The sequence below is a fragment of the Acinetobacter sp. MYb10 genome (genome assembly GCF_002980175.2).
GTDB classification, from domain to species: Bacteria; Pseudomonadota; Gammaproteobacteria; order Pseudomonadales; family Moraxellaceae; genus Acinetobacter; species Acinetobacter guillouiae.
This window is the reverse complement of record NZ_CP058272.1, coordinates 3,488,622-3,509,718: the sequence shown is the minus strand read 5'-3', so window position 1 is coordinate 3,509,718 and position 21,097 is coordinate 3,488,622. Positions and strand designations below refer to the sequence as shown.

Annotated in this window: 20 protein-coding genes and 1 pseudogene; 8 read left to right on the top strand and 13 right to left on the bottom strand. The window is 40.3% G+C overall.

What is annotated here, in order from left to right; translation table 11 throughout:
* The first annotated feature begins 3 nt into the window (after positions 1–3).
* Complete coding sequence (locus CQZ96_RS16435) at positions 4–624, top strand: hypothetical protein (protein WP_105714383.1); 621 nt, start codon at positions 4–6, stop codon at positions 622–624.
* Positions 625–685: 61 nt separating this feature from the next.
* Here the strand turns inward: CQZ96_RS16435 and yjgA are convergent, their stop codons facing one another.
* The 9 genes and pseudogenes from yjgA to mazG all read right to left on the bottom strand — a co-directional run bounded on the left by yjgA (position 686) and on the right by mazG (position 7,415).
* The gene (gene yjgA, locus CQZ96_RS16430; protein ID WP_004725935.1) at positions 686–1,225 is read right to left on the bottom strand and encodes a ribosome biogenesis factor YjgA; all 540 of its coding nucleotides are present in this window, start codon (positions 1,223–1,225) and stop codon (positions 686–688) included.
* A 2-nt stretch (positions 1,226–1,227) separates the two neighbouring features.
* Positions 1,228–1,497, bottom strand: coding sequence for an HPr family phosphocarrier protein (locus CQZ96_RS16425; RefSeq protein ID WP_004725933.1), 270 nt, complete (start codon positions 1,495–1,497; stop codon positions 1,228–1,230).
* Positions 1,494–2,345: an RNase adapter RapZ gene (rapZ, locus tag CQZ96_RS16420; protein WP_004725931.1), complete on the bottom strand. Its 852-nt coding sequence runs from the start codon at positions 2,343–2,345 to the stop codon at positions 1,494–1,496. Before rapZ ends, CQZ96_RS16425 begins: the two co-directional genes overlap by 4 nt.
* A gap of 25 nt (positions 2,346–2,370) precedes the next feature.
* Positions 2,371–3,216, bottom strand: coding sequence for a pantoate--beta-alanine ligase (panC, locus tag CQZ96_RS16415; protein ID WP_004725929.1), 846 nt, complete (start codon positions 3,214–3,216; stop codon positions 2,371–2,373).
* A gap of 2 nt (positions 3,217–3,218) precedes the next feature.
* A complete protein-coding gene (panB, locus tag CQZ96_RS16410) occupies positions 3,219–4,028 on the bottom strand; it encodes a 3-methyl-2-oxobutanoate hydroxymethyltransferase (protein WP_004725927.1) in 810 nt (269 codons plus the stop codon).
* Between the two features lie 46 nt (positions 4,029–4,074).
* On the bottom strand, positions 4,075–4,560 hold the full coding sequence (gene folK, locus CQZ96_RS16405; RefSeq protein ID WP_105714384.1) for a 2-amino-4-hydroxy-6-hydroxymethyldihydropteridine diphosphokinase: 486 nt from the start codon (positions 4,558–4,560) through the stop codon (positions 4,075–4,077).
* On the bottom strand, positions 4,554–6,035 hold the full coding sequence (pcnB, locus tag CQZ96_RS16400; RefSeq protein WP_056512336.1) for a polynucleotide adenylyltransferase PcnB: 1,482 nt from the start codon (positions 6,033–6,035) through the stop codon (positions 4,554–4,556). The genes folK and pcnB overlap by 7 nt, the downstream gene beginning before the upstream one ends.
* 147 nt (positions 6,036–6,182) lie before the next feature.
* Positions 6,183–6,643 (bottom strand): annotated as a pseudogene (locus CQZ96_RS16395) (ComEA family DNA-binding protein).
* Positions 6,636–7,415, bottom strand: a complete 780-nt coding sequence (gene mazG, locus CQZ96_RS16390) for a nucleoside triphosphate pyrophosphohydrolase (RefSeq protein ID WP_004725919.1) — start codon at positions 7,413–7,415, stop codon at positions 6,636–6,638. The pseudogene CQZ96_RS16395 and the gene mazG overlap by 8 nt, the downstream one beginning before the upstream one ends.
* Positions 7,416–7,520: 105 nt before the next feature.
* Here mazG and CQZ96_RS16385 point away from each other — a divergent pair, with 105 nt between their 5' ends.
* The gene (locus CQZ96_RS16385) at positions 7,521–8,294 is read left to right on the top strand and encodes an SDR family oxidoreductase (RefSeq protein ID WP_105714385.1); all 774 of its coding nucleotides are present in this window, start codon (positions 7,521–7,523) and stop codon (positions 8,292–8,294) included.
* A 197-nt stretch (positions 8,295–8,491) separates the two neighbouring features.
* On the top strand, positions 8,492–8,866 hold the full coding sequence (locus tag CQZ96_RS16380; RefSeq protein ID WP_096735165.1) for a hypothetical protein: 375 nt from the start codon (positions 8,492–8,494) through the stop codon (positions 8,864–8,866).
* A 78-nt stretch (positions 8,867–8,944) separates the two neighbouring features.
* Here CQZ96_RS16380 and CQZ96_RS16375 read toward each other — a convergent pair whose 3' ends face one another.
* Genes CQZ96_RS16375 through cysM form a run of 4 tightly spaced genes read right to left on the bottom strand, consistent with a single transcriptional unit; the run spans position 8,945 to position 14,483 of the window.
* On the bottom strand, positions 8,945–11,251 hold the full coding sequence (locus tag CQZ96_RS16375) for a RelA/SpoT family protein (RefSeq protein ID WP_004725915.1): 2,307 nt from the start codon (positions 11,249–11,251) through the stop codon (positions 8,945–8,947).
* Between the two features lie 27 nt (positions 11,252–11,278).
* Positions 11,279–12,673 carry a 23S rRNA (uracil(1939)-C(5))-methyltransferase RlmD gene (gene rlmD / locus CQZ96_RS16370; RefSeq protein ID WP_105714386.1) on the bottom strand — a complete coding sequence of 465 codons (1,395 nt, stop codon included), beginning with the start codon at positions 12,671–12,673 and terminating at the stop codon, positions 11,279–11,281.
* An 8-nt stretch (positions 12,674–12,681) separates the two neighbouring features.
* Entirely contained in the window at positions 12,682–13,503 is an 822-nt protein-coding gene (locus CQZ96_RS16365) for a 3'-5' exonuclease (protein WP_004817004.1), read from the bottom strand.
* Positions 13,504–13,562: 59 nt separating this feature from the next.
* Positions 13,563–14,483: a cysteine synthase CysM gene (gene cysM / locus CQZ96_RS16360; protein WP_004725909.1), complete on the bottom strand. Its 921-nt coding sequence runs from the start codon at positions 14,481–14,483 to the stop codon at positions 13,563–13,565.
* Positions 14,484–14,797: 314 nt separating this feature from the next.
* Here cysM and CQZ96_RS16355 point away from each other — a divergent pair, with 314 nt between their 5' ends.
* The 5 genes from CQZ96_RS16355 (at position 14,798) to rsfS (ending at position 21,028) form a co-directional block, all read left to right on the top strand.
* Positions 14,798–17,605 (top strand): ATP-binding protein, encoded by a 2,808-nt coding sequence (locus CQZ96_RS16355; RefSeq protein ID WP_105714387.1) that lies wholly within the window; start codon positions 14,798–14,800, stop codon positions 17,603–17,605.
* A 332-nt stretch (positions 17,606–17,937) separates the two neighbouring features.
* Positions 17,938–18,726, top strand: a complete 789-nt coding sequence (locus tag CQZ96_RS16350) for a crotonase/enoyl-CoA hydratase family protein (RefSeq protein ID WP_105714388.1) — start codon at positions 17,938–17,940, stop codon at positions 18,724–18,726.
* A 36-nt stretch (positions 18,727–18,762) separates the two neighbouring features.
* A complete protein-coding gene (locus tag CQZ96_RS16345) occupies positions 18,763–19,638 on the top strand; it encodes an NAD(P)-dependent oxidoreductase (RefSeq protein WP_105714389.1) in 876 nt (291 codons plus the stop codon).
* A gap of 91 nt (positions 19,639–19,729) precedes the next feature.
* A complete protein-coding gene (locus tag CQZ96_RS16340) occupies positions 19,730–20,524 on the top strand; it encodes a hydroxypyruvate isomerase family protein (RefSeq protein ID WP_004725901.1) in 795 nt (264 codons plus the stop codon).
* Between the two features lie 102 nt (positions 20,525–20,626).
* Complete coding sequence (gene rsfS, locus CQZ96_RS16335; RefSeq protein ID WP_016539395.1) at positions 20,627–21,028, top strand: ribosome silencing factor; 402 nt, start codon at positions 20,627–20,629, stop codon at positions 21,026–21,028.
* The last annotated feature ends 69 nt before the right edge of the window (positions 21,029–21,097 follow it).

The following is a 21,097-nucleotide window of genomic DNA, read 5'->3' as shown; positions in this document are numbered from 1 at the left end:
ACAATGAAAGCAATGACAAAAATAGCACTGGTATCAGCAAGTATTTTAACTGCGGGGGCTTTGACAGCCTGCCAATCCAATCCTGGTCCTAAAGACGGTCCAGATGGTCGCCCAATGATGCATGGTGGGCATCATAAAATGTCACCAGAACAACGCGAAGAAATGAAACAGAAACGTGCTCAACATAAAGCGTTACGCCAACAAATGCAAAAAGCCTGTGATGGCAAAGCAATTGGTCAAACGGTTCAGGTGACAGCAGGTCAGCAAAATATTAATGGTACATGTAATATCGTATTCAAGCCTGATCACAAGGCGATGAAAGAAATGAAACAGGATTACCGTCGTGATGGAGAACAACGTGGCCGTATGATGCATCATGGAGGACCACGTATGAAAGACATGACCGAAGAGCAACGTGCTCAAATTAAGCAAGAATTTGCACAAAAACGAGCGGGACGTAAAGCGCAGTGGGATGCGATTCAAAAATCATGTGCAGGCCAAACTGATGGCAAGGCAATTCAAGTAAAAATGAATGACAAAATCATCGATGGTAAATGCGTTGTTAAATTCCAGCCAGAATTTAAAGCAGGCGAAAACATGCCCATGATGCCATCAAAAGTTTAATCTATCTCGGCTAAATATAAAAAACGACCCAAAAGGGTCGTTTTTTATTTGTCACGATAGTTTACTTGGAATTATCCGAAATCAAAGCCACTTGTTGGGCATAATTTAATAACTTAAGTTTAGAAGCCGCTAATTCTTCAGCAGTGGCTTGGCGGGTGATATCCCGATGAATACGCAATACATGCTGACGTAAAGAATGACTTTCTGCAGCATTGTAAGATTTACAGAATTCTTTAATTGCAGGATCACGCTGTTCAATCATTCGATCAACCCAACGATCCAATTGCGCCAACTTTTTAATCCCTTGTTTAGGGGTTAAATAAGACAAAATGATGGCTTCATCTTCATTACGCAAAAGCTTACCAATCCGTTGAAATTGACGGCGACGTGCTTCAAAAGATGTGATCAATTGCACATCAAGCAAAGCCTCAATCAACCGATCTTCAACAGGTAAAGATTCAATTTGTTTCTTCGACAACTCTGCGAGTTGTTCACCTAAAGCAGCCATACGTTGTACAGCTTTTTTCTGTTCGGTTTTACTTGCACGCCCTTCTAAAGACTCAAAATCATCTTCAGTAAAACGTTGCGGACGACGTGCCACGATTATTCTGCCTCGTAAAATTTATCTGCGAACAGTGCTTGAACTTCAGACAAAGCTTTTTCTTCATCTGCACCATCAATCACTAGACGCAAGGTGGTTCCTTTACCAGCTCCGAGCATAAGTAAAGAAAGGATATTCTTGGCATCGACTAACTTGTCACCCTTACCAATTTGAATAGAGCATTTAAATTTAGTCGTGACTTCGATTAGTTTTCCAGATGCACGCGCATGTAATCCTAATTTATTAATTACGTCAACAGTTGTGTCAATCATGACCAGTGCTTCATTTCTCTATGTAATACCTGAATAGTCCATTTCGACTCAAGAGCCTTTTTCAACCTATCCACAATATAAACCGAACGATGTTGCCCCCCCGTACAGCCAATTGACACTGTAATATAGTGACGATGACCTTCCGAAAAAGCAGGCAACCACTTATTTAAAAACTGATAGATGTCTTGATACATCTCATTTGCTTGCTCGCTGGCTTCTAAAAATTTACGTACTGGTTCATCTAAACCCGAATATTTACGTAACTCTAAATCCCAATGTGGATTCGGCAAATGCCTTACATCAAAAACAAAATCTGCATCTAATGGAATACCATGTTTATAACCAAAAGATTGCAAAATTAAAATGAGTTTATCGGACTGTCCCAGTTTGGACAATAAGGTATCTTTTAAATCGTGTACACTTTTATCCGTTGTATCGATATGTACTGTTGCTCGCAGTTGAATTGGGAGCAATAAATTTTTTTCTTCTTGAATACATTCATTCAAACTTTGGAAGCGATTTGATAAAGGATGTGGACGTCGCGATGCACTAAAACGCGAAATCAACTCCTGATCACGAGTCGTTAAATAAATAACGTCTACACTACCATGTTTCTGTAACTGTTGAAAAACCTGATCAAAACCTTGTAAATCTTCTTTGGCACTTCGAACATCGACACCGAGTGCCAATAACTCTAAATTGTTTTCTCTATCCAGCTTTTCAACGATTTCAGGAAGCAATGCCAAAGGCAAATTATCGATACAGTAATAACCCAAATCTTCAAGCACCTGCAAAGCAGATGATTTACCTGAACCAGACTGTCCTGTTACGATAAGTATGCGCTTCATGGCATGGCGATCCTAAAAGCAAAGTTTATGTAAAATGTTTTACTTGTAAATTGTCAATCAGACGAGTCTTGCCTAATTTCGCTGCAACAAACAATACAACATCTTGATCGAATTGTTCAACTTTTTGCAACGCTGGGCTACGTGCTTCGACATAATCCACAATCAATCCTGCATCATTTAAACTTTCACGAATTTGCGCCAAGACATCTGCAAGTGCTTTACCTGCATGTAAATCTTGTTCAGCAGTCGTTAAGCTCTTAAAAATAACAGGAGCTGTTTGACGATCTTGTTCAGATAAGTAACCATTACGAGAACTTAAGGCCAAACCATCTTCAGCACGTGCAATTGGTACACCAATCACTTCAATTGGCATATTCAAATCACGAACAACCTGCTTAATCACAGCCAATTGTTGATAATCTTTCTGTCCAAAAAATGCAAAGTTCGGCTGTACAATATTAAACAATTTGGTAACAACGACAGCGACACCATCAAAATGACCGGGACGTTGTAAACCGCACAAATCATTGGTAATTTCGCCCACACTAATATTGGTTAAGCGTGGGAATTTACCATACATTTGTTCCACAGAAGGTGCAAAAACAATGTCGCAACCCACTTCAGCAAGTAAATTACTGTCTTGCTCAAGTGTACGAGGATAATTATCAAAATCTTCATTCGGTCCAAATTGGATTGGATTGACGAAAATACTGACCACCACCACATCACATAATTTACGAGCTTCACGAACCAGATTTAAGTGGCCTTGATGTAGATTTCCCATCGTCGGTACAAAACCAATGATTTTACGTGCCGATCGAGCAGGCTGAAGTGATGCTGTTAATCCTTGAATGGTCGTTTCTGTTTTCATGTTTACAGCTCTACTTGGAAAGTATGTTCTTTGGCAGGGAATGATTGCTCTTGTACAGCAACATGATATGCCTTGAATGCATCCACGATTGCAGTTTCCCCTGCTTGTTCTTTCATAAAATTACGTACAAAACGTGCCACTTTACCAAACGTCAAACCAAGCATATCTTGCACCACAAGTACTTGACCATCGGTATCTGCACCAGCACCAATGCCAATCACAGGAACGTGTGGGAATAATTCAGCAATTTCTTTACCCATCTGTGCCGGAACACATTCGAGCAATAACACAGCGGCACCTGCCTCGACTACAGCTTTACAGTCAGCAATCAGTTGATCTGCTGATTCACGTGTTTTCGCTTGTAATTTATAACCACCAAAAACATGCACCGATTGTGGTGTTAAACCCAAATGTACACAAACAGGAATACCATTTCGTGTCAAAACTTCTACAGTTTCAGCCAGCCACTCACCGCCCTCAATTTTCACCATTTGAGCGCCCGCTTGCATCACGGTTTTTGAATTGAGCAACGCATCATTGAGCGTGGCATAACTCATAAAGGGTAAATCACACAGGACAAACGCATGTTGATTTGCACGACGTACAGCAGCAGTATGATAGGCCATATCTGCAACAGTCACAGGCAAGGTAGAATCATGCCCTTGGATTGTCATCCCTAAAGAGTCACCAATCAAAATGGTGTCAATCTCAGCAACTTCCATACCTTTTGCCATACTTGCATCATAGCAAGTTAAGCATGAAAATTTACGTCCCTGAGTTTTGAATTGTCTTAAATCACTTAGGCTAATCATGACGATATTCCTCTATCAATGAGAGTTCCTCTGCCCATTCAATCCTTTAATCAGCCCATGACTGATCTGCTAAAACACTTAGGGTTGAATGTTGCACGAAATCTAACTTTTGCAATGATTGTCCATTGACTTGAAGCTCAGGATCGAGATCCAACAATGGAATCACCACAAAATCACGCTCTAAAATACCAATATGAGGTACTGTGAGCCGCTCATTTATAATGTTTTTTTCAGCATAAAGCAAAAGATCTAAATCTAAAGTACGCTCACCCCAACGGCGTAACCGTACTCGACCCGATTCATTTTCAATACCTTGCAACTCATCCAGCAAGGCCAAAGGCGCTAAATCAGTGTGTAATTCTGCAACTGCATTGTGATAATTTGGCTGATCTTGAGGCCCCATCGGTGGGCTTTGATACAGCTTTGAAACAGTAACAACACCTAAGTTTCTGAGTTTTTCTACAGCTTCCCGTAGAATTTGCTCAGAATCACCTAAATTACTGCCTAAACCAATATAGGTTTTAATCATGATTGGGTCGGTCCAAAAATCACACTGCTTAAATCACGTTGTACGCGTCTACGCTTGGTGATTGGATGATCCGCTGTAATCTCGCCTTTGTTTACTGCCGTTCGAGCATCACTTCTACTTCTAAAATCTTGAGATGATGTTGAGTTTGGTTTAGCCCGTGAACGACGGCTACGAGATTCTTGTTCTTTCACCAATGGTTCAATTTGCGTGGAAGCTGTTGCTTTTACATCTTCAACAGGGGCAACTTCAGCAAGTTTCTTACGACTTTTGGCACGCTGACGATTATAACTGCCAATTGCACGTTCTTTCTCATCAGTCGACATGTCTTGGTAAGCTTCCCACCATGCACCCATGCCATTGGTAGAAGCATCACCTGACTTCTCTCTCAACAGCAAGAAATCAAATCCTGCACGGAAACGTGCATGACCCGAAAGCGCTTCAATCTGTTGTGGTTTCGGGTTGAGCAAACGACTTTGCATTTCCCAGACTTCACGAATAAAGGTTTCGGCAAAACGAGGAATAATGGTTCGTGTCGCTTGACGTTTTAACACATCTAAGCCTGCTTGAGCTCGTGCTTCTGCAGCAACTACACCTTTAGCATGGTAGAAATCACAACGCGCTAAGAAATTATTCCAAAGCAATACCGCATAGAAAAATGCAGGATTAATGGTTTTACCCATTTGAATCCGTTGATCGGTATTTTTCGCTGCGCGCTCTATAAATTGGGTAATCTCAGGGCTAATATCAGCAAATAATTGCTTCCAAATACCAAATTCAATCAACATCGGCATCACACGATGCAAATGCCCCATGGTGAATAATTTTTGCGACTCATCATATAAACGATGCGGAGAAACATCACGCAGCAATTGTGTCATTTCTTGGGTAAAAACGTCTAATATTTTAGGATCTATACTAAAATTTAACTTCGCAGCAAAACGTAATGTACGCAACATCCGTACTGGATCTTCTTCAAAACGAAGTGCTGGATCACCCAATAGTCTTAAAGTTTTGGTTTTTATATCATCAATAGCATTACAAAAATCGAGCACTTCCCCTTTTCGAGGTTGGTAATACATGGCATTAATCGAAAAATCACGTCGAGCAAAATCTTGCTCTATTGTTCCCCAATTGTTGTCACGTAAAATCATCCCTTGTGCAGAGGTAATGGCTTTTTTCGGTGGGGCACGGAATGTCGCCACCTCAATCAATTCACGACCTGAATACACATGTGCCAATTCAAAACGTCGCCCAATAATTCGGCAACGACGACCAAATACCTCTTTCACCTGTGAAGGTGTTGCATTGGTCACAGCATCGTAGTCTTTCGGATTTAAGCCAAGCATTAAATCACGTACACCACCACCGACTATATAAGCTTCATAGCCAGCTTTAGTTAAAGAATCAATAACATCTAAAATGGAGGAAGGTAATTGAGCGGTGGATAACCCACACTTTGACGCACGCAAAGTTTGCAAAAGACACTGTCTCCTACGTCAGGACGTAAAAATCATAATTGTGCTAATGATATCGCTTACACAGCTAAAGGGCAATTTGATTCTCGCAAACTTCACTTGAATTTATGGACTATTGATAATTCGTCGATCTACAGGCTCTTAAACCCATCATAAACTCAGTCGTGCCCTATTCTGCTCGAAAAGTTTCTCGCCAATCCCCTTCACTTTTTTAAGTCATCAATACTTTTAAATCCGCCATTCTGATTGCGATAAGCAATAATCGCCTGTGCTTTCTTTGCTCCCACACCCGTGAGCTGTTGTAATTGCTCGACACTTGCAGAGTTTAAACTGACTTTTGAAGCTGAGCTGTTTAAAGATTGAGTAGGTGATGATGGGCCTTTGTGATTGCTATTCGATGGTGATGTTTTGCTATTCGGTCGCGAAAGATAGTATTGATCATCGACTTTTTTTAATTGTGCATCATGGGCCTGTTGTTGTGCTTTCCAGTTGAGATAAGCTTGATCAAACTGTTGTGCATACAAGCTCAAGGAGCAACTCAAAAGCACCAATAAGAAAAACAATTTAATTAGTTTTACTACACGATTAAAATAAAAATACTGATTACTCATTGCTAACCTTTGATTTTAATTGTTGCTTTGCCTGATCCCAAAGGAGATCCATTTCTTCTAAAGACGCATCTTCTAATCTTTTATTTTTAAAATTGATTTGATCTTCAATATAAGCAAAGCGAGATTTAAATTTATAAATGGTTCCTAACAGCGCCATCTCACTTGAAATGCCTAGTTTACGCCCTACATTGATTAAAGAAAATAAACAATCACCAAATTCTTCCATAATTTCATCAGGTTTTTCCGATTGCAGCGCCTCTTCAAACTCTGCCAATTCTTCTTTGACTTTATCGTAGGCCTGCGCCACATCAGGAAAATCAAAGCCTACTTTTGCGACATTTTTTTGAATGTTTTCTGCCTGAGATAAAGCGGGACCATGTTTTACCGCATCTAATCGAGATTGAGTTTTGCCCTGTTTTTCTTGTTGTTTAATTTCCTGCCACAACACCGACACTTGTTCAGGGGTTAAATTATCAAATTGTTGTTTTTGGAAAACATGTGGATGGCGTCGGATCAATTTTTGACAAAGTACATCGACAACATCGTTAAAATCAAAAGCCCCCTGCTCACTGTACATCTGTGATTGAAAAACCACTTGTAGCAATAAATCACCTAATTCATTTTTAATTTCATCTATATCACCAGAACGTACTGCTTCTTCCACTTCATATGCTTCTTCAATCGCATAGCGCGTTAAACTTTCAGGTGTCTGTTCACGATCCCAAGGGCATTCTGCACGTAATTGTTTCATGATGGCGAATAGCTGTTGCATTTTATGTCCTTTAAGATCAATAACAAATGACTGCACAACACTTGTTGTTATGCATATTTTATGTTCAACTCTTTGCAATCAAAATAAACTAAAAAGGATGCTGCAATGAGTCAAAGCATATTCATTAGTGGTGCTGCGCAAGGGATTGGGGCTGCGATTGCACGTCTATTCTATCAACAAGGTTATCAAGTTGGTATTTATGATATCAATGAAGCGCAGGCTCAAATTTTAGCAGATCAATTGGGTGACAATGCCAAAGCGGGCAAATTAGATGTGAGCGATTATGCGCAATGGCAAACCGCGCTTAAAGAATTTTCTCAATGGGCAAATGGTCTCAACATTTTAGTCAATAATGCTGGGATTCTGTATTCTGGAGATTTTGAAAAAACTGAGATTAGTGCCCATCATCGTACAATCAATATCAATGTCAATGGCGTTTTAAATGGCTGTCATGCCGCTCTTCCCTATCTGAAACAAGCAAAATTTGCGCGTATCATCAATCTTTCCTCAGCATCAGCCATTTATGGACAAGCAGATTTAGTCTCCTATTCTGCCAGTAAATTTGCCGTACGCGGTATTACAGAAGGATTAGATATCGAATGGCAAAAATATGGTATTCGCGTACTGGATGTGATGCCGCTTTTTGTCCAAACAGCGATGGTGACAGACATGGATGCAGGTGCGATTCAAAATATTGGGGTCAGTCTCACGCCCCAAGATGTTGCGGAGCAAGTGTTTGCCTTAGTCAAAGCCAAAGGAAGCATCTTAACGGCTACGCATACGCCTGTGGGATTGAAAACCAAAATTATGTTCCAACTGTCTGCAATCAGCCCCCAGTTTGTCAATCGTTTAGCCAATTTACTGCTCACCAAAAAATAATTTTTGCTCGCCTATAGGTCATAAAACAATTATGGCGTTTAAGCTTAGCCCATTTATATTGATATAAAAATATTTTAGATTTTGATTGTAATGCCGCCTTATGGAAAGCGCCTATTTCGCTTCCTGACAGCTTTGTAATTTTTGTTTTTGTTATTTTAATTTATAGTTTTGTTTCCAATGTGCAAATGGAATAAACAATGAAAAAAACACTCCTAACAATAACCATACTTGCATCAAGTACAATCCTAACTGCTGCCCCACTGAGCACTACTGAACTAAAAAGTATGGATTGTGCCGCGCTTGCTGTTGAAAAAGCCAATGCAAGCCGCGTGCTCTCCTCTTCTGAAACTAAGGCAACGGGCAAAACCATTAGTAAATGGGCGGGTCTTGCAAGTAGTGCTTTAAATGCTTTTGGTGGGGGCTCTGATACAGCATCCAAAGCTGGAGGCTTTGCCAATAAGGTCTCGACTGAGTCAGATCCTGGTCAAGTCGATACTCAACTTATGACTGATGCTCAAGCCAACATAGAAAATATCGCCATTTACCAAAACTCAAAAAAATGTAGCGTGTAATTTTTATCGGGTGATTTCAAATCAAAAAAACCTGCATTGTGCAGGTTTTTTTGAAATAAATGAGGTCAGAACAGCGAACTAATTGCCTTGAACCAAGCGTCGAGCACTGATAATGCCAGGCTGTTGTTCCAATCTCGCCAAGAGGCGAGACAATTGTGCCAAGCCTTTCACTTCAATCAACAATTTCATATTGGCAATACCATCTGCTTCAGAAATCGTATTCACCTGACGGATATTGATCTGATCTGAAAAAATCACTTGGGTCAAATCTTTTAACAAACCACGGCGATCATACGCTTCCACCACAATTTGCACACTTTGCCCACGTGTCGGTTGCATTTCCCAATCTGCTTCAACCGCACGATCAGGTTCTAACTTGATCATGCGCATATAATCTGGGCATGCAACCTTGTGAATACTGACACCACGATTCAATGTGATATACCCAGCAATCGATTCACCATGAACAGGCTGACAACATTGTGCAATATGTAATTCAACATTGTCCAAACCATCAATTAAAATTCCATGCGCCGACAAGGTATGACTTGCGCGTGGATTTAATGTTGGTTTTAAAACCAGCTCTGGTTCATCCTGATCTAAGTGCATGTGGCGATTGACTTGATTGATCAAGGCATGCAGGCTAATTTCCCCACTCACCAATGACACCAAGATGTCATCCCCAGTTTTCACATTGAAATGATTACAATAATCACTTAAATCAATACTTTTCGGGTGAATCGCTAAACGTGAAAGTTCTTTATTGAGCAACTCACGCCCAACTTCCAAATTTTTACTGCGATCTTGTTGTCTAAACCAGTGGCGCAACTTGTCACGCGCACGTGCTGTTTTAATATAACCCAAAGAGTTAACCAACCAATCACGATTGGGTTCTCGATCTTTCTTGGTTAAAATCTCAACCTGTTCGCCTGTTTTTAAGGTATAGGTTAACGGCACATAGCGTTGGTTGACCCGTGATGCATAGCACTTATTGCCGACCTCGGTATGCACATGATAAGCAAAATCAAGCACCGTCGATCCGCGTGGTAATTCTTTAATATCCCCATCACGACTAAACACATAGATTTTTTCAAAACCTTCAAAGTCTTGAATTTGTTCAAAATCTTCGGTTTCATCTTCATTGGGATGTGCACTGGTTTCGGTACGTTCTTGATAATGCTCAAGCACTGCACGTAAAGAATGCAAACGATGATTAAATGAATAGTCAGTGGTTTTCGAGCCTTCTTTATAATTGAAGTGTGAACACACGCCCAACTCTGCTTCTTCATGCATTTCTTTGGTTCGGATCTGGATTTCCAAAGATTTATTTTCTGCAATCACCGCAGTATGTAAAGAGCGATAACCATTGGCTTTGGGGTTAGTAATATAATCATCAAACTGATGAGGAATATGACGCCAAATTTGATGCACAATGCCTAAAGCGTGATAACACTCTGCGACAGATTTAACCAAAACCCGTAATGCACGAATATCATAAAGCTGATCAAAACTCAGATTTTTACTCTTCATTTTGCGGTAGATCGAATAAATATGTTTTACCCGACCTGAAATCTCAGCTTCAATATCATGCCCTGCCAGCTCATTCTTGAGTTTATCCACCACAAACTGGATATATTGCTCACGCTCTAGACGCTTTTCATTGAGTAAAGAAGCAATCTCTTTATAACGTTCTGGTGCCAAATAACGGAAAGCAAGATCTTCGAGCTCCCACTTTAATTGGGCAATGCCTAAACGATGCGCCAAAGGCGAATAGATGGTGAGAATTTCTCGTGCAACACGCTCTTGACGCTCTTTTGAAGAATGCGCCAATTCACGTAAAGCAAAGGTACGTTCAGCCAGTTTAATCAATACCACACGAACATCTTCTGTCACAGAAATCAACATCTTGTAGATGCCCGTCAGGTGTTCACGCTGATTATTATTAAAGTGATCTTCTAAACGTTTATTCTTTTCAATCAGTTCAGAAAGTTTACCCATCGCCAAAGTGCCTTTGACAAGGTTGTAAACCTGCTCACCGCATTGTTGCTGTATTTCCTCTAAAGTCGTGAGATCTTCACGCACACTACGATAAAGCACAGCTGCTGCCAGCGTATCTTCATCGACATGTAAATGCGCGAGAATATCGGCCATTCCAATGCCTGTTGCAAAGGTATTGGTTCTGGAATTTACTGTGGTCGCCAATTCTTTTTGTAATACTAATTGCGCGACTTCTTCTAACTGCTTAAGTTCAGCACCGTCTAAAATTCCACGCACTCGATCTAGCCAAGTTGCTAGAGCCTGTTGCGCTTCATCGGCATGTTCTACAGTCGCTTCCTCTGATAGCTCATTGAGCTGATCAGGAAGTTGCTCACGTACTGTGACCATACCCTACTCCTCTAACTCTATATTTCATTATAAATCGTTTATCTCTAATTTCTTTTCAAACAAAGCAATCGATTCTACATGCCCTGTGTGCGTAAACATGTCCATCACACCTGCTTTAGTGAGCTGATAACCATGTTGTACCAAAATTCCAGCATCTCTCGCCAATGTTGCGGGATTACACGACACATAAACGATTCTTTGCGCACCAAATTTGGGCAAATAATGCATAACTTGTTCTGCACCCGCACGAGGAGGGTCAATCAATAATGCATCAAATCCTTGATTTGCCCAAGAATAATGCGAAAAGTCTTTTGTTAAATCTTGTGAATAGAATTTAACATTGCTTATGCGATTGTTCAGTGCATTTTCTGTACCACGCTTCACCATCGCTTCGCTACCTTCAACAGCAATGACTTTTCCTGTAGCACCCACACGTTTAGCGAGCGGCAGAGAAAAATTCCCCAATCCACAAAATAAATCCAAAACAGTTTCACCTGCTTTCAACTCAAGCAAATCACATGCCAGATTAACCATCTGCGGATTTACAGTGGGATTCACTTGGGTAAAATCTGTTGGATTAAACGCAAACTCAATATCAAAATCTTTTAAACGGTAATGCAAATGCATGTCTGCCTGAGCACCATCTAGACGTTGTACACTTTCCACACCCGCAGGTTGCAAATACAACTGCCACTGTTTCTGTAACGCATATTGTTGCAATAGGTTGACATCATGGGCTTTTAATTTTTCAGTATGGCGAACCAATAATGAAATTTCGCTATCGCCTTTGGCTAATTCTATATGACCAATGCTGCTTTTGCCTTTTAGACTTTCGAGTAATGCCTTGATTTCAGGTAAAGCCTGATCTAATTCAATATCTAAAATTTTACAGGTTTCAATTGCAGTTAAGTGGTTGCTCTGTGCTTCACGAAAACCCATCAGTAATTTATTTTGTTTAGCTAAATAACGCACCCCTATTCGGGCTTTATGTCGATAGTCGGTACGTGTTGAACGCAATGGCGCTAACCACTGTTCAGGCACTAAACCCGCAAAGTGGCTGAGATGTGACTTTAAAACATCTTGTTTTAAGCGAATTTGCTCATCTGGATGAATATGTTGCATATTGCATCCACCGCAAGTACCAAAATGTGGGCAGATCGGTTGAATACGATGTGGATTTGGCTCACTGAGTAATTCAATACTGTCCGCTTCTTCAAGTTTGGATACTTGACGCGTCACTTGAGCTTTTACGATTTCACCAGGCAGTGCATAGCGAATAAAAACTTTTTTACCCTGCTTTTCACTTGGATGATTGAGTTCTGTACCATAATGCGCAATCCCTCGCCCTTCGTGTGACAATCTTTCAACTTTAAAAATATATTGTGGAAGCTGAGATGGTCGAGGTTTGGCTCTATGTTTCAAAGGGATACCTAATCGGGTGTGGAGGAAAAATCTGCTTGAGTAAATTCAGTTCGCTGTGAGGTTTCACGCCAAACATTTAAAAACTCATGTTGTTGAGCTTGTCCTTGCAAATAATGAATCGAGGCTTGAATCCATAAACGGTGATCTTGTAAAGAAATCTGACCTTTAAGCAAAGCCCATCTTAAGAAAATCAACCATGTATTTAAAACATCACCTTCGCAATAGCTGGTGAGTTTCAACCATTGCTGTGTATTCACATATTCGGGAACAAAATAACCTGAAATACCACGTTTACCGGGATAACCCAATAAATGTGCAACATCATCCAATTTCTGGAAATGACGTCCATTAAACATCGCCATGACATCCATTAAGTCAACATGACGGTTGTGGTATCTGTTCTGATAGTTATTATACCTTTTTTGTGTGTCAATCTCACCTTGATCGAACAAACTTGGCGCAGATAGTCCATGATACATGGCGCGGAATAAAATCACAGGCAAATCAAACTGTGAGCCATTCCAGCTCACGAGTGTTGGATGTCTTTTATCAAAGATAGATAAAAATTTTTGTAAAATTTCAGTTTCAGTATAGTGCTCTCGACTAAATGAAAACAGTTTCATCACACCATTTTCATCAATCCACAATCCCGAAATACAAACAATTTCATGTAAAGCCAAGCGCTGAAAATCCATCCCCGATTCTTGACGGCGTAGTTTTGCCAACGCCTGTTCTAAATCGTCCTGTGGTAAATCCAAGCCATATAAATGCGCCCCAGACTTAAGATCGGTCAGGGTTTCGATATCAAAAACTAAAACTGGAAGACGCATAAAAGCTTTACTCAATACTCAAGTTTGCCATCATGAAGCAATTTATGACTTCGAAGCAACTATTCTTCATCCTCAACAGAGAACAAACCTGTAGAAAGATAACGATCACCTCTGTCACAGACAATACAGACAATCACTGCGTCTGGATTTTCTTCAGCAATTTTAACCGATGCCCATACAGCACCACCTGAAGAAGTCCCAGCACTAATGCCTTCTTGACGTGCTAAACGGCGTGCGGTTTTTTCCGCTTCAATTTGCGGAATATCCATGATCTGATCGACACGGCTTGGATCAAAAATAGTCGGTAAGTATTCTTGTGGCCAACGACGAATCCCCGCAATATTTGAACCTTCTGAAGGTTGTAATCCGATAATTTGAATATCTGGATTTTGTTCTTTTAAATATTTAGAGATCCCCATGATCGTGCCCGTTGTGCCCATAGAGCTCACGAAATGGGTGATTTTCCCTGCGGTTTGTTGCCAAATTTCAGGGCCTGTGGTCAGGTAGTGTGCTTCCACATTGTCTGGGTTGCCAAACTGATTTAATACTAAACCTTGGCCTTCACTTTGCATTTGCAAAGCCATATCACGCGCAACCTCCATATTAGTTGCTTCGATCAATTCAGCCCCATAGGCACGCATCGCATCTTTACGCTCTTGGCTAGAGTTCCCTGGCATGATCAATTTCATTTTATAACCACGCATTGCGGCGACCATTGCCAACGCAATCCCAGTATTTCCACTCGTCGCCTCAATCAACGTATCACCTGGCTTAATTTGACCACGCTGTTCAGCTTTCATGATCATGTTATATGCAGGACGATCTTTGACAGAACCAGCAGGATTATTGCCTTCTAGCTTTGCCAATACTGTTGCTTGAGTATGACTTGCCAAACGTTGTAAACGCACCAAAGGAGTTTTTCCTACATAGTGATCTAACAAAAATTCGTCGGCTAAGAAATCAGGTTGTGTGTGACTCATCGGTTGCACCTATATCGAGGTGGGCATATTGTATGAAAAAAAGAAACATACTGCACATCTTTCCGCTTCATTTTGCTTGGAATGATCAAACTAAATTCATATATATCAACACACCCAAGTAGGAGCATGATTTTCTTTATTGAATAAAATTAAATACATATAAAAAAATAAACTTTACTTAGAATTAGAAATGATAAAGTTATCTATAAAACAGCATAACTCATTTTCAATTCACAAGATTTTTAGTCATATTGTCATGCAGGATGATTAAAGCATGTTAATATCTTTGCCATGGGCAATGAGTTGCTGGAACAATGTCGAATTTCAATAAAAAACTCTTTAAACGCTTAAAACTCAATCACGCTTATGGTCAACTTATTGCGTTAATTTTCGTGCCAATTATGATTTTGGCATGTGTTGGAACAGCACTGGTTCTTTCTGAAACATCAGCTGCTGCCAAGTCCAAACAGCGCTTCCAAGCCATCGCGATATTGAGCCGTTACCAATATACTGCTGAGCAACTCACTGCAGTCATGGAACAGGATCCAATTCAACACGCCAAAGCTGAAAGCATTTTACAAAAAATGTTTAACGAAAAGCATTTACTGAGCGCAGCGATTTTAGATGAAAATAATGTCAATCATTTAAGTGTAGGCTACCAAAATCAACGTGCTTGGCCAAAAATTCCAAAATCAGGCACCTTCTTTGGACCGATTCAAAATAAGTACAACAATATTTATGGGATTAAACTTAATCCCAGCAAATCTGCTCAAAATATGTGGTTGGTGATTGAACTTGATAATCAACCTTTAGAAATTTCACATTATCGTGTCATGATCGTATTGATTACGACTGCCTTATTAACACTACTGTTGCTTCTATTGTGTCTAAACTTCTATTCAAGACGCTGGATTGCACCGATGTACGAAATTCGGATGCAATTGCAACGCTTAAATGCAGATACACTTGATCAACATATGGTGATCAACAGTACTGGGGAGCTGCGCTTATTACAGCGTGATATTGCCAATGTAGTGAAACGGCTACATTTCAGTTTCCTTGAACTAAAAGAACATACGGAACAAACGGAAGATGATTTACGTCGTACATTAGACACCTTAGAAGTCCAGAACATTACCTATAAACAAGCCCGTGATCAGGCGATTTCATCCAATCAGGCGAAGTCGGTCTTCCTTGCCAATATCAGTCATGAATTACGTACCCCATTAAATAGTATTGATGGCTTTATTCATTTGATGTTGCGCCAAGACAATTTAAGCAATGATCAAAGTTTATATTTACAGACCATCCGTAAGTCTTCTGCACATTTATTGGCATTGATTAATGATGTACTCGATTTCTCGAAAATTGATGCAGGTAAATTAGAACTCGAAACCGCACCTTTTGATCTTGAAGAAGCAATTTTCGATGTGATGGATATGCTCTCGCCATTGGCAGCGCAAAAGCATATCGAGATGGCATTCTATTTTGCAGACAATGTGCCTAAACATGTCATTGGTGATGCCTTACGCTTTAAACAGGTGCTGACCAATCTTATTTCCAATGCGATTAAATTCACCCCTGATGGTGAAATTATTGTTCGTGCGCGGATGGAACACGATGATATCGGGCAATGTTTGCTGCACTTTAGTGTACAAGACAGTGGTATTGGTTTAAGTGGTACCGATCGTAAACGACTATTTGAATCATTCTCTCAAGGTGATGCTTCTGTCACTCGCCAATTTGGTGGTACAGGACTCGGTTTAGCCATTTCCAAGCAACTTGTACATTTAATGCATGGTCAAATTGGCTTTGAAGATAACCAAGAACGCGCACCCACAGAAAAAGGTTCAACCTTCTGGTTTACCGCCATGTTAACGGTAAATGAAGATGAAGAAATTGTTCATCCATCATTTAAAAACTTAAATGTGGTGTCTTTCTTGGCACACCCTGCAACCGCCAACGTATTACGTCATTACTTAGAAGACTATCAAGTTCAGCACACCGAAGCACAATCGATTTTAGATCTGTTTAGCCGACTAAATAGCTTAGAAAAAAATACTGAAAACACCTGGTTGATCGTTGATCACAGTGGAGATACCGAAGCCTTACTTAAAGAAATTCGTGGTCGCTATCAAGGTCATTTGGCGGTATATGGTTATCAAATGTCACTTGATCCAAATATGTTGACTGAATATAAAGCGCGTCCATTGTATCAGCCACTGAGCCGTAGTTCAGTGATTCAACTATTAAGTAATCAGCCTGTTTTTGAACAAGAACATCATAAAGACTTTAAAGGGCAAGATTTACATGTTTTAGCAGTAGATGATCATTTACCGAATTTGATCGTACTAGAAGCGCTATTAGGCGAGCTAAATGTAAAAACCACCAAAGCTCTCAGTGGTCAAGAAGCCTTAACTATTATTCAGCAAGGGGTTGAACAAGGTGCAAAACCATTTGATCTTATCTTTATGGATATTCAAATGCCAGTCATGTCTGGGATTGATACCACACGGGCAATTCGCTCGCTGGAATCTACCTTAGATGGTATGCGAATGCCGATTATTGCATTGACAGCTCACGCATTGGCTGATGAAAAACAAAAACTACTCAAAGTGGGTATGGATGACTATGTAACCAAGCCGATCCAGATTGAACAAATTATTCAAATTCTCACCAATTGGACAAGCGATAAATTTATTCAACATCAACAGCCTATCGAAAATACAGTATATATCGAAGCGCTGGACTCTTATATTCTAGATTGGAAACAAAGCCTTGCTTTAGCGGCCAATAAAGAAGATCTCGCACAAGATTTGTTAAAAATGCTAGTCGACAGCTTCCCAACGGAGTTGGCTGAAATTGAGCAACTCATTGAGCTTGAGGACTTCCCGCAATTAGAACATGTCTTACATCGCTTATATGGCGCTACCCGTTATGTCGGCACACCAAAATTGCAACGCATTACGGGTGATTTTGAACAATTTATTTCTATGCTACGCAAAGAGCGCCGTAAAGCAGATGAAGCCTTTATCCAAGACGTGATGAAACGCTTTGATGAGCTTCAATTGGCGATTCATGAAGTTGAAACCGCGGCACAGCAGATTTTACCCGCCTCATAAATACAGCGCAGTTCTATCCGATTCAGCGCTATAAATGCTTTTCTTATCGCGCTTTAAGCTGTTTTAAATCGTCAGGATACAACCCAAATTGACTCTGGGTTTTATCCTGCGTATGGTTTTTATTGTTTCTTTAAAACAGCATGAATTAGAACAATCTTTTTATTGCAATCATCTTATTAAAGATCCAATAAAATGATACAAGTCACTATTGCAATCCTGTTTTGGCTTTACCACGCAATTGGCACATCAACACAGTTTCGGTGACTCTACTGTCATGTAACTATTCAATTCACATGCTATGCTGATGACCAAGGAAAAAATGAGTCAAGATCATGGCACTACTACATATAGAAAAAAACAATGGTATCGCAACAGTTTCATTAAATCGTCCAGATAAACGCAATGCCATGAGTTTTGCTTTACTCCGTGAATTGGTAAGCGCCGCACAACAGATTAAAAAAGACCGCAGTATTCGTGTGGTGATTCTGACGGGTGAAGCCAATGTATTTAGTGCAGGTATTGACCTTGCTGACTTAAATAGCCCTAAAAATACAGCTTTTGCTGCTTGGGAACTGATTAAACCCGGTCAAAGCCTATTCCAAAAAGCATTTTTAATCTGGCAAGAATTGCCTGTCCCTGTCATTGCAGCAATTGAAGGTTTCTGCTTTGGTGCTGGGATGCAACTTGCATTGGCTGCAGATATTCGTATTGCACACCCAGAGACTAAAATGTCAATCATGGAAAGCCGTTGGGGGCTTGTGCCTGACATGGGCTTAACTCGTTCAATCAAGGGCGTAATTGGTATTGATTTAGTCAAAGAGCTTACCCTCACTGCACGTATTTTTGATGGCAATTATGCCAAAGACATTGGTTTGGTGACGCATGTAGACGACTCACCCTTGGCAAAAGCTCAAGCCATTGCCGAAGAGATGCTGCAACGCTCGCCAGATGCGCTGATGGCTGCTAAACGTGTTTTAGATGCGATGGAACATCAACCTCAGAAATCTTTACGTTTAGAGAAGATTTGGCAGTTAAAATTACTCTTGGGTAAAAATAGTCAAATTGCACGTAAAAAGGATAAAAATCCTGAATTAAAATTTTTACCGCGCCAATATAAATAATCCAAAATTATTATTGAAAGCTTTTTGAGTTATAAAATGAATTTTGATCGTAACAGTAAAATTGCATTTTTAGGGATGGGATTAATGGGTAGCCGTATGGCAACCCGATTAATCCAAGCAGGCTTGCATGTTGCTGTCTGGAACAGAACCGCATCTGCTTGTGATGCCCTTATTGATCTAGGCGCTCACCCATTACAGCTTGAGAATATTGCAGAATATCCGATTATTCTCAGCTGCCTTGCTGATGATAAAGCTGTACAGCTAGTCTATGAGCACATTGAGCCCTATTTACAAGCCAAGCAAGTGATTGTGGATTTCTCCAGTTTATCTGTGGATAAAACCAAGCAACTGGCCGAAAGCGCCACAACAAAACAGGTGATTTGGATTGACTCACCTGTTTCAGGTGGAACAGCAGGCGCTGAAAATGGCACGCTGGTTATTTTTGCTGGGGGCAATGCTGAGGTGATCCAAGCACTGAGCCTCGTTTACAATATCCTGTCACAGCGTGTCACACGTATGGGTGAAACAGGTACTGGACAAGCCACTAAAATCTGTAACCAACTTATCGTTGCTGCCAATAGCACCTTGATCGCGGAAGCTGTTGCGCTTGCCAGTAAAGCAGGTGTAGATACAGCCCTATTGGCACCAGCTTTGGCTGGTGGTTTTGCCGACTCAAAACCTTTCCAAATTTTAGCCCCACGCATGGCAACACATACTTTTGAGCCAGTACAATGGAAGGTACAAACGCTTTCTAAAGACTTAAATAATGCCATTCAACTTGCACAACAATTTGATTTAAAAATCCCTGTGGCTCAACGTGCACTGGGGCAATTACAAAGCCATCAAAACAACGGATTTGCTGAGTCTGATTTAGCCACAGTCATTCATCAAGTGGAAAATAAATCGGGTTAAAATACACGGAACTACACATAAATAAGTTGAAAAATAATCTATTGCCTACTACATTGAAGATGAGAGTCCAAATATAGCAAGGAGCGTTCTTATGACTAAACTCGCAGTAAACCTATCTTTGATTTTTACTGAAGTGCCGCTCATTGAACGCTTTGCTTTGGCACATCTTCATGGCTTCCACAATGTTGAAATTCAATTTCCGTATGAATTAAGCATTGAAGAGATTCAAGCGCAACTTGAACAATATGACCTCAGCCTTTGCCTGATCAATGTTCCCGCTGGTGACTTGATGCAAGGTGGAAACGGACTTGCTGGTGTGCCTGGTCAAGAACTGGCATTTCATCAAGCCTTAGAACTTGCAATTGAATATGCAGAAGCGCTCAATGTTCCAAACGTCAATATTTTGGCAGGTAAACAACCACAAGATGCCGACTTACTCCCCTGTTTAAACACCTTAGCAAACAATTTAAAACTGGCTTGCCATCTACTCTCTAACCGTGATATTCAGCCTGTATTTGAAATGATCAATGGTACAGACATGCCGCGTTTCTTGGTTCAAAATATTGCACAAGGCCAAGAAATGTTAGAAGCAGTACAACATCCTGCATTAAAAATGCAATTTGACTGTTACCACATGGCGATGATGGGCGAAGATGTACTGGCAGCCTTACAAGAAAATATTGATTGGATTGGGCATATCCAATTTGCTGACTGCCCAGGACGTCATGAACCAGATACCGCACAAATTGATTATTCTGCAATTTTTTCATGGTTAAAACAAAGCGCCTATACGGGCTTTATTGCAGCAGAATACAAGCCACAATCGCATTCAAATCAGTCATTTGCATGGAAAGAAAAATATTTTTCCAACAACCATAGCTATTAAATAGGTGTGTGCTTAGGCAAACGGTTGCATTGTATAATTTGTATTTTTTAGACAAAAGCGCTATATTAGAAGATGAGATATTTTCTGGAAAATATACCTTATATGAATTTAGAACCATCGCCCAGCGCTTCTAATTCTCACGAACTTGCAATGAACACTCAAAATCAAGACGTACAGACTTGTTTAAAAGTCGTACAAGAAGCTCTACTTGATGTAAAAGCCAAAGATATTATTCAACTTGATGTCAGCGCTATTAGCAACGTTTCAGATGCAATTGTCATCGCGAGCGGGACATCAACACGCCATGTTAAAGCACTTGCTGACAATGTCGCTGAAGAAGCACGTAAAGCAGGCTTTCGCCCAATTGGTGTTGAAGGTGAACGAGACGCTGAATGGATCCTTATCGATTTAGGATTTGTAGTCGTACATGTGATGCTACCAACAGCACGTAAATTTTATGATCTGGAAAGTTTATGGCGTGCGACACCTGAAAGTGTTGCCTAACTTTTAATACAGAACTTAAATATAAAAAAAGCGACTTTATGTCGCTTTTTTTAGTGCTTGGCTTTTTTC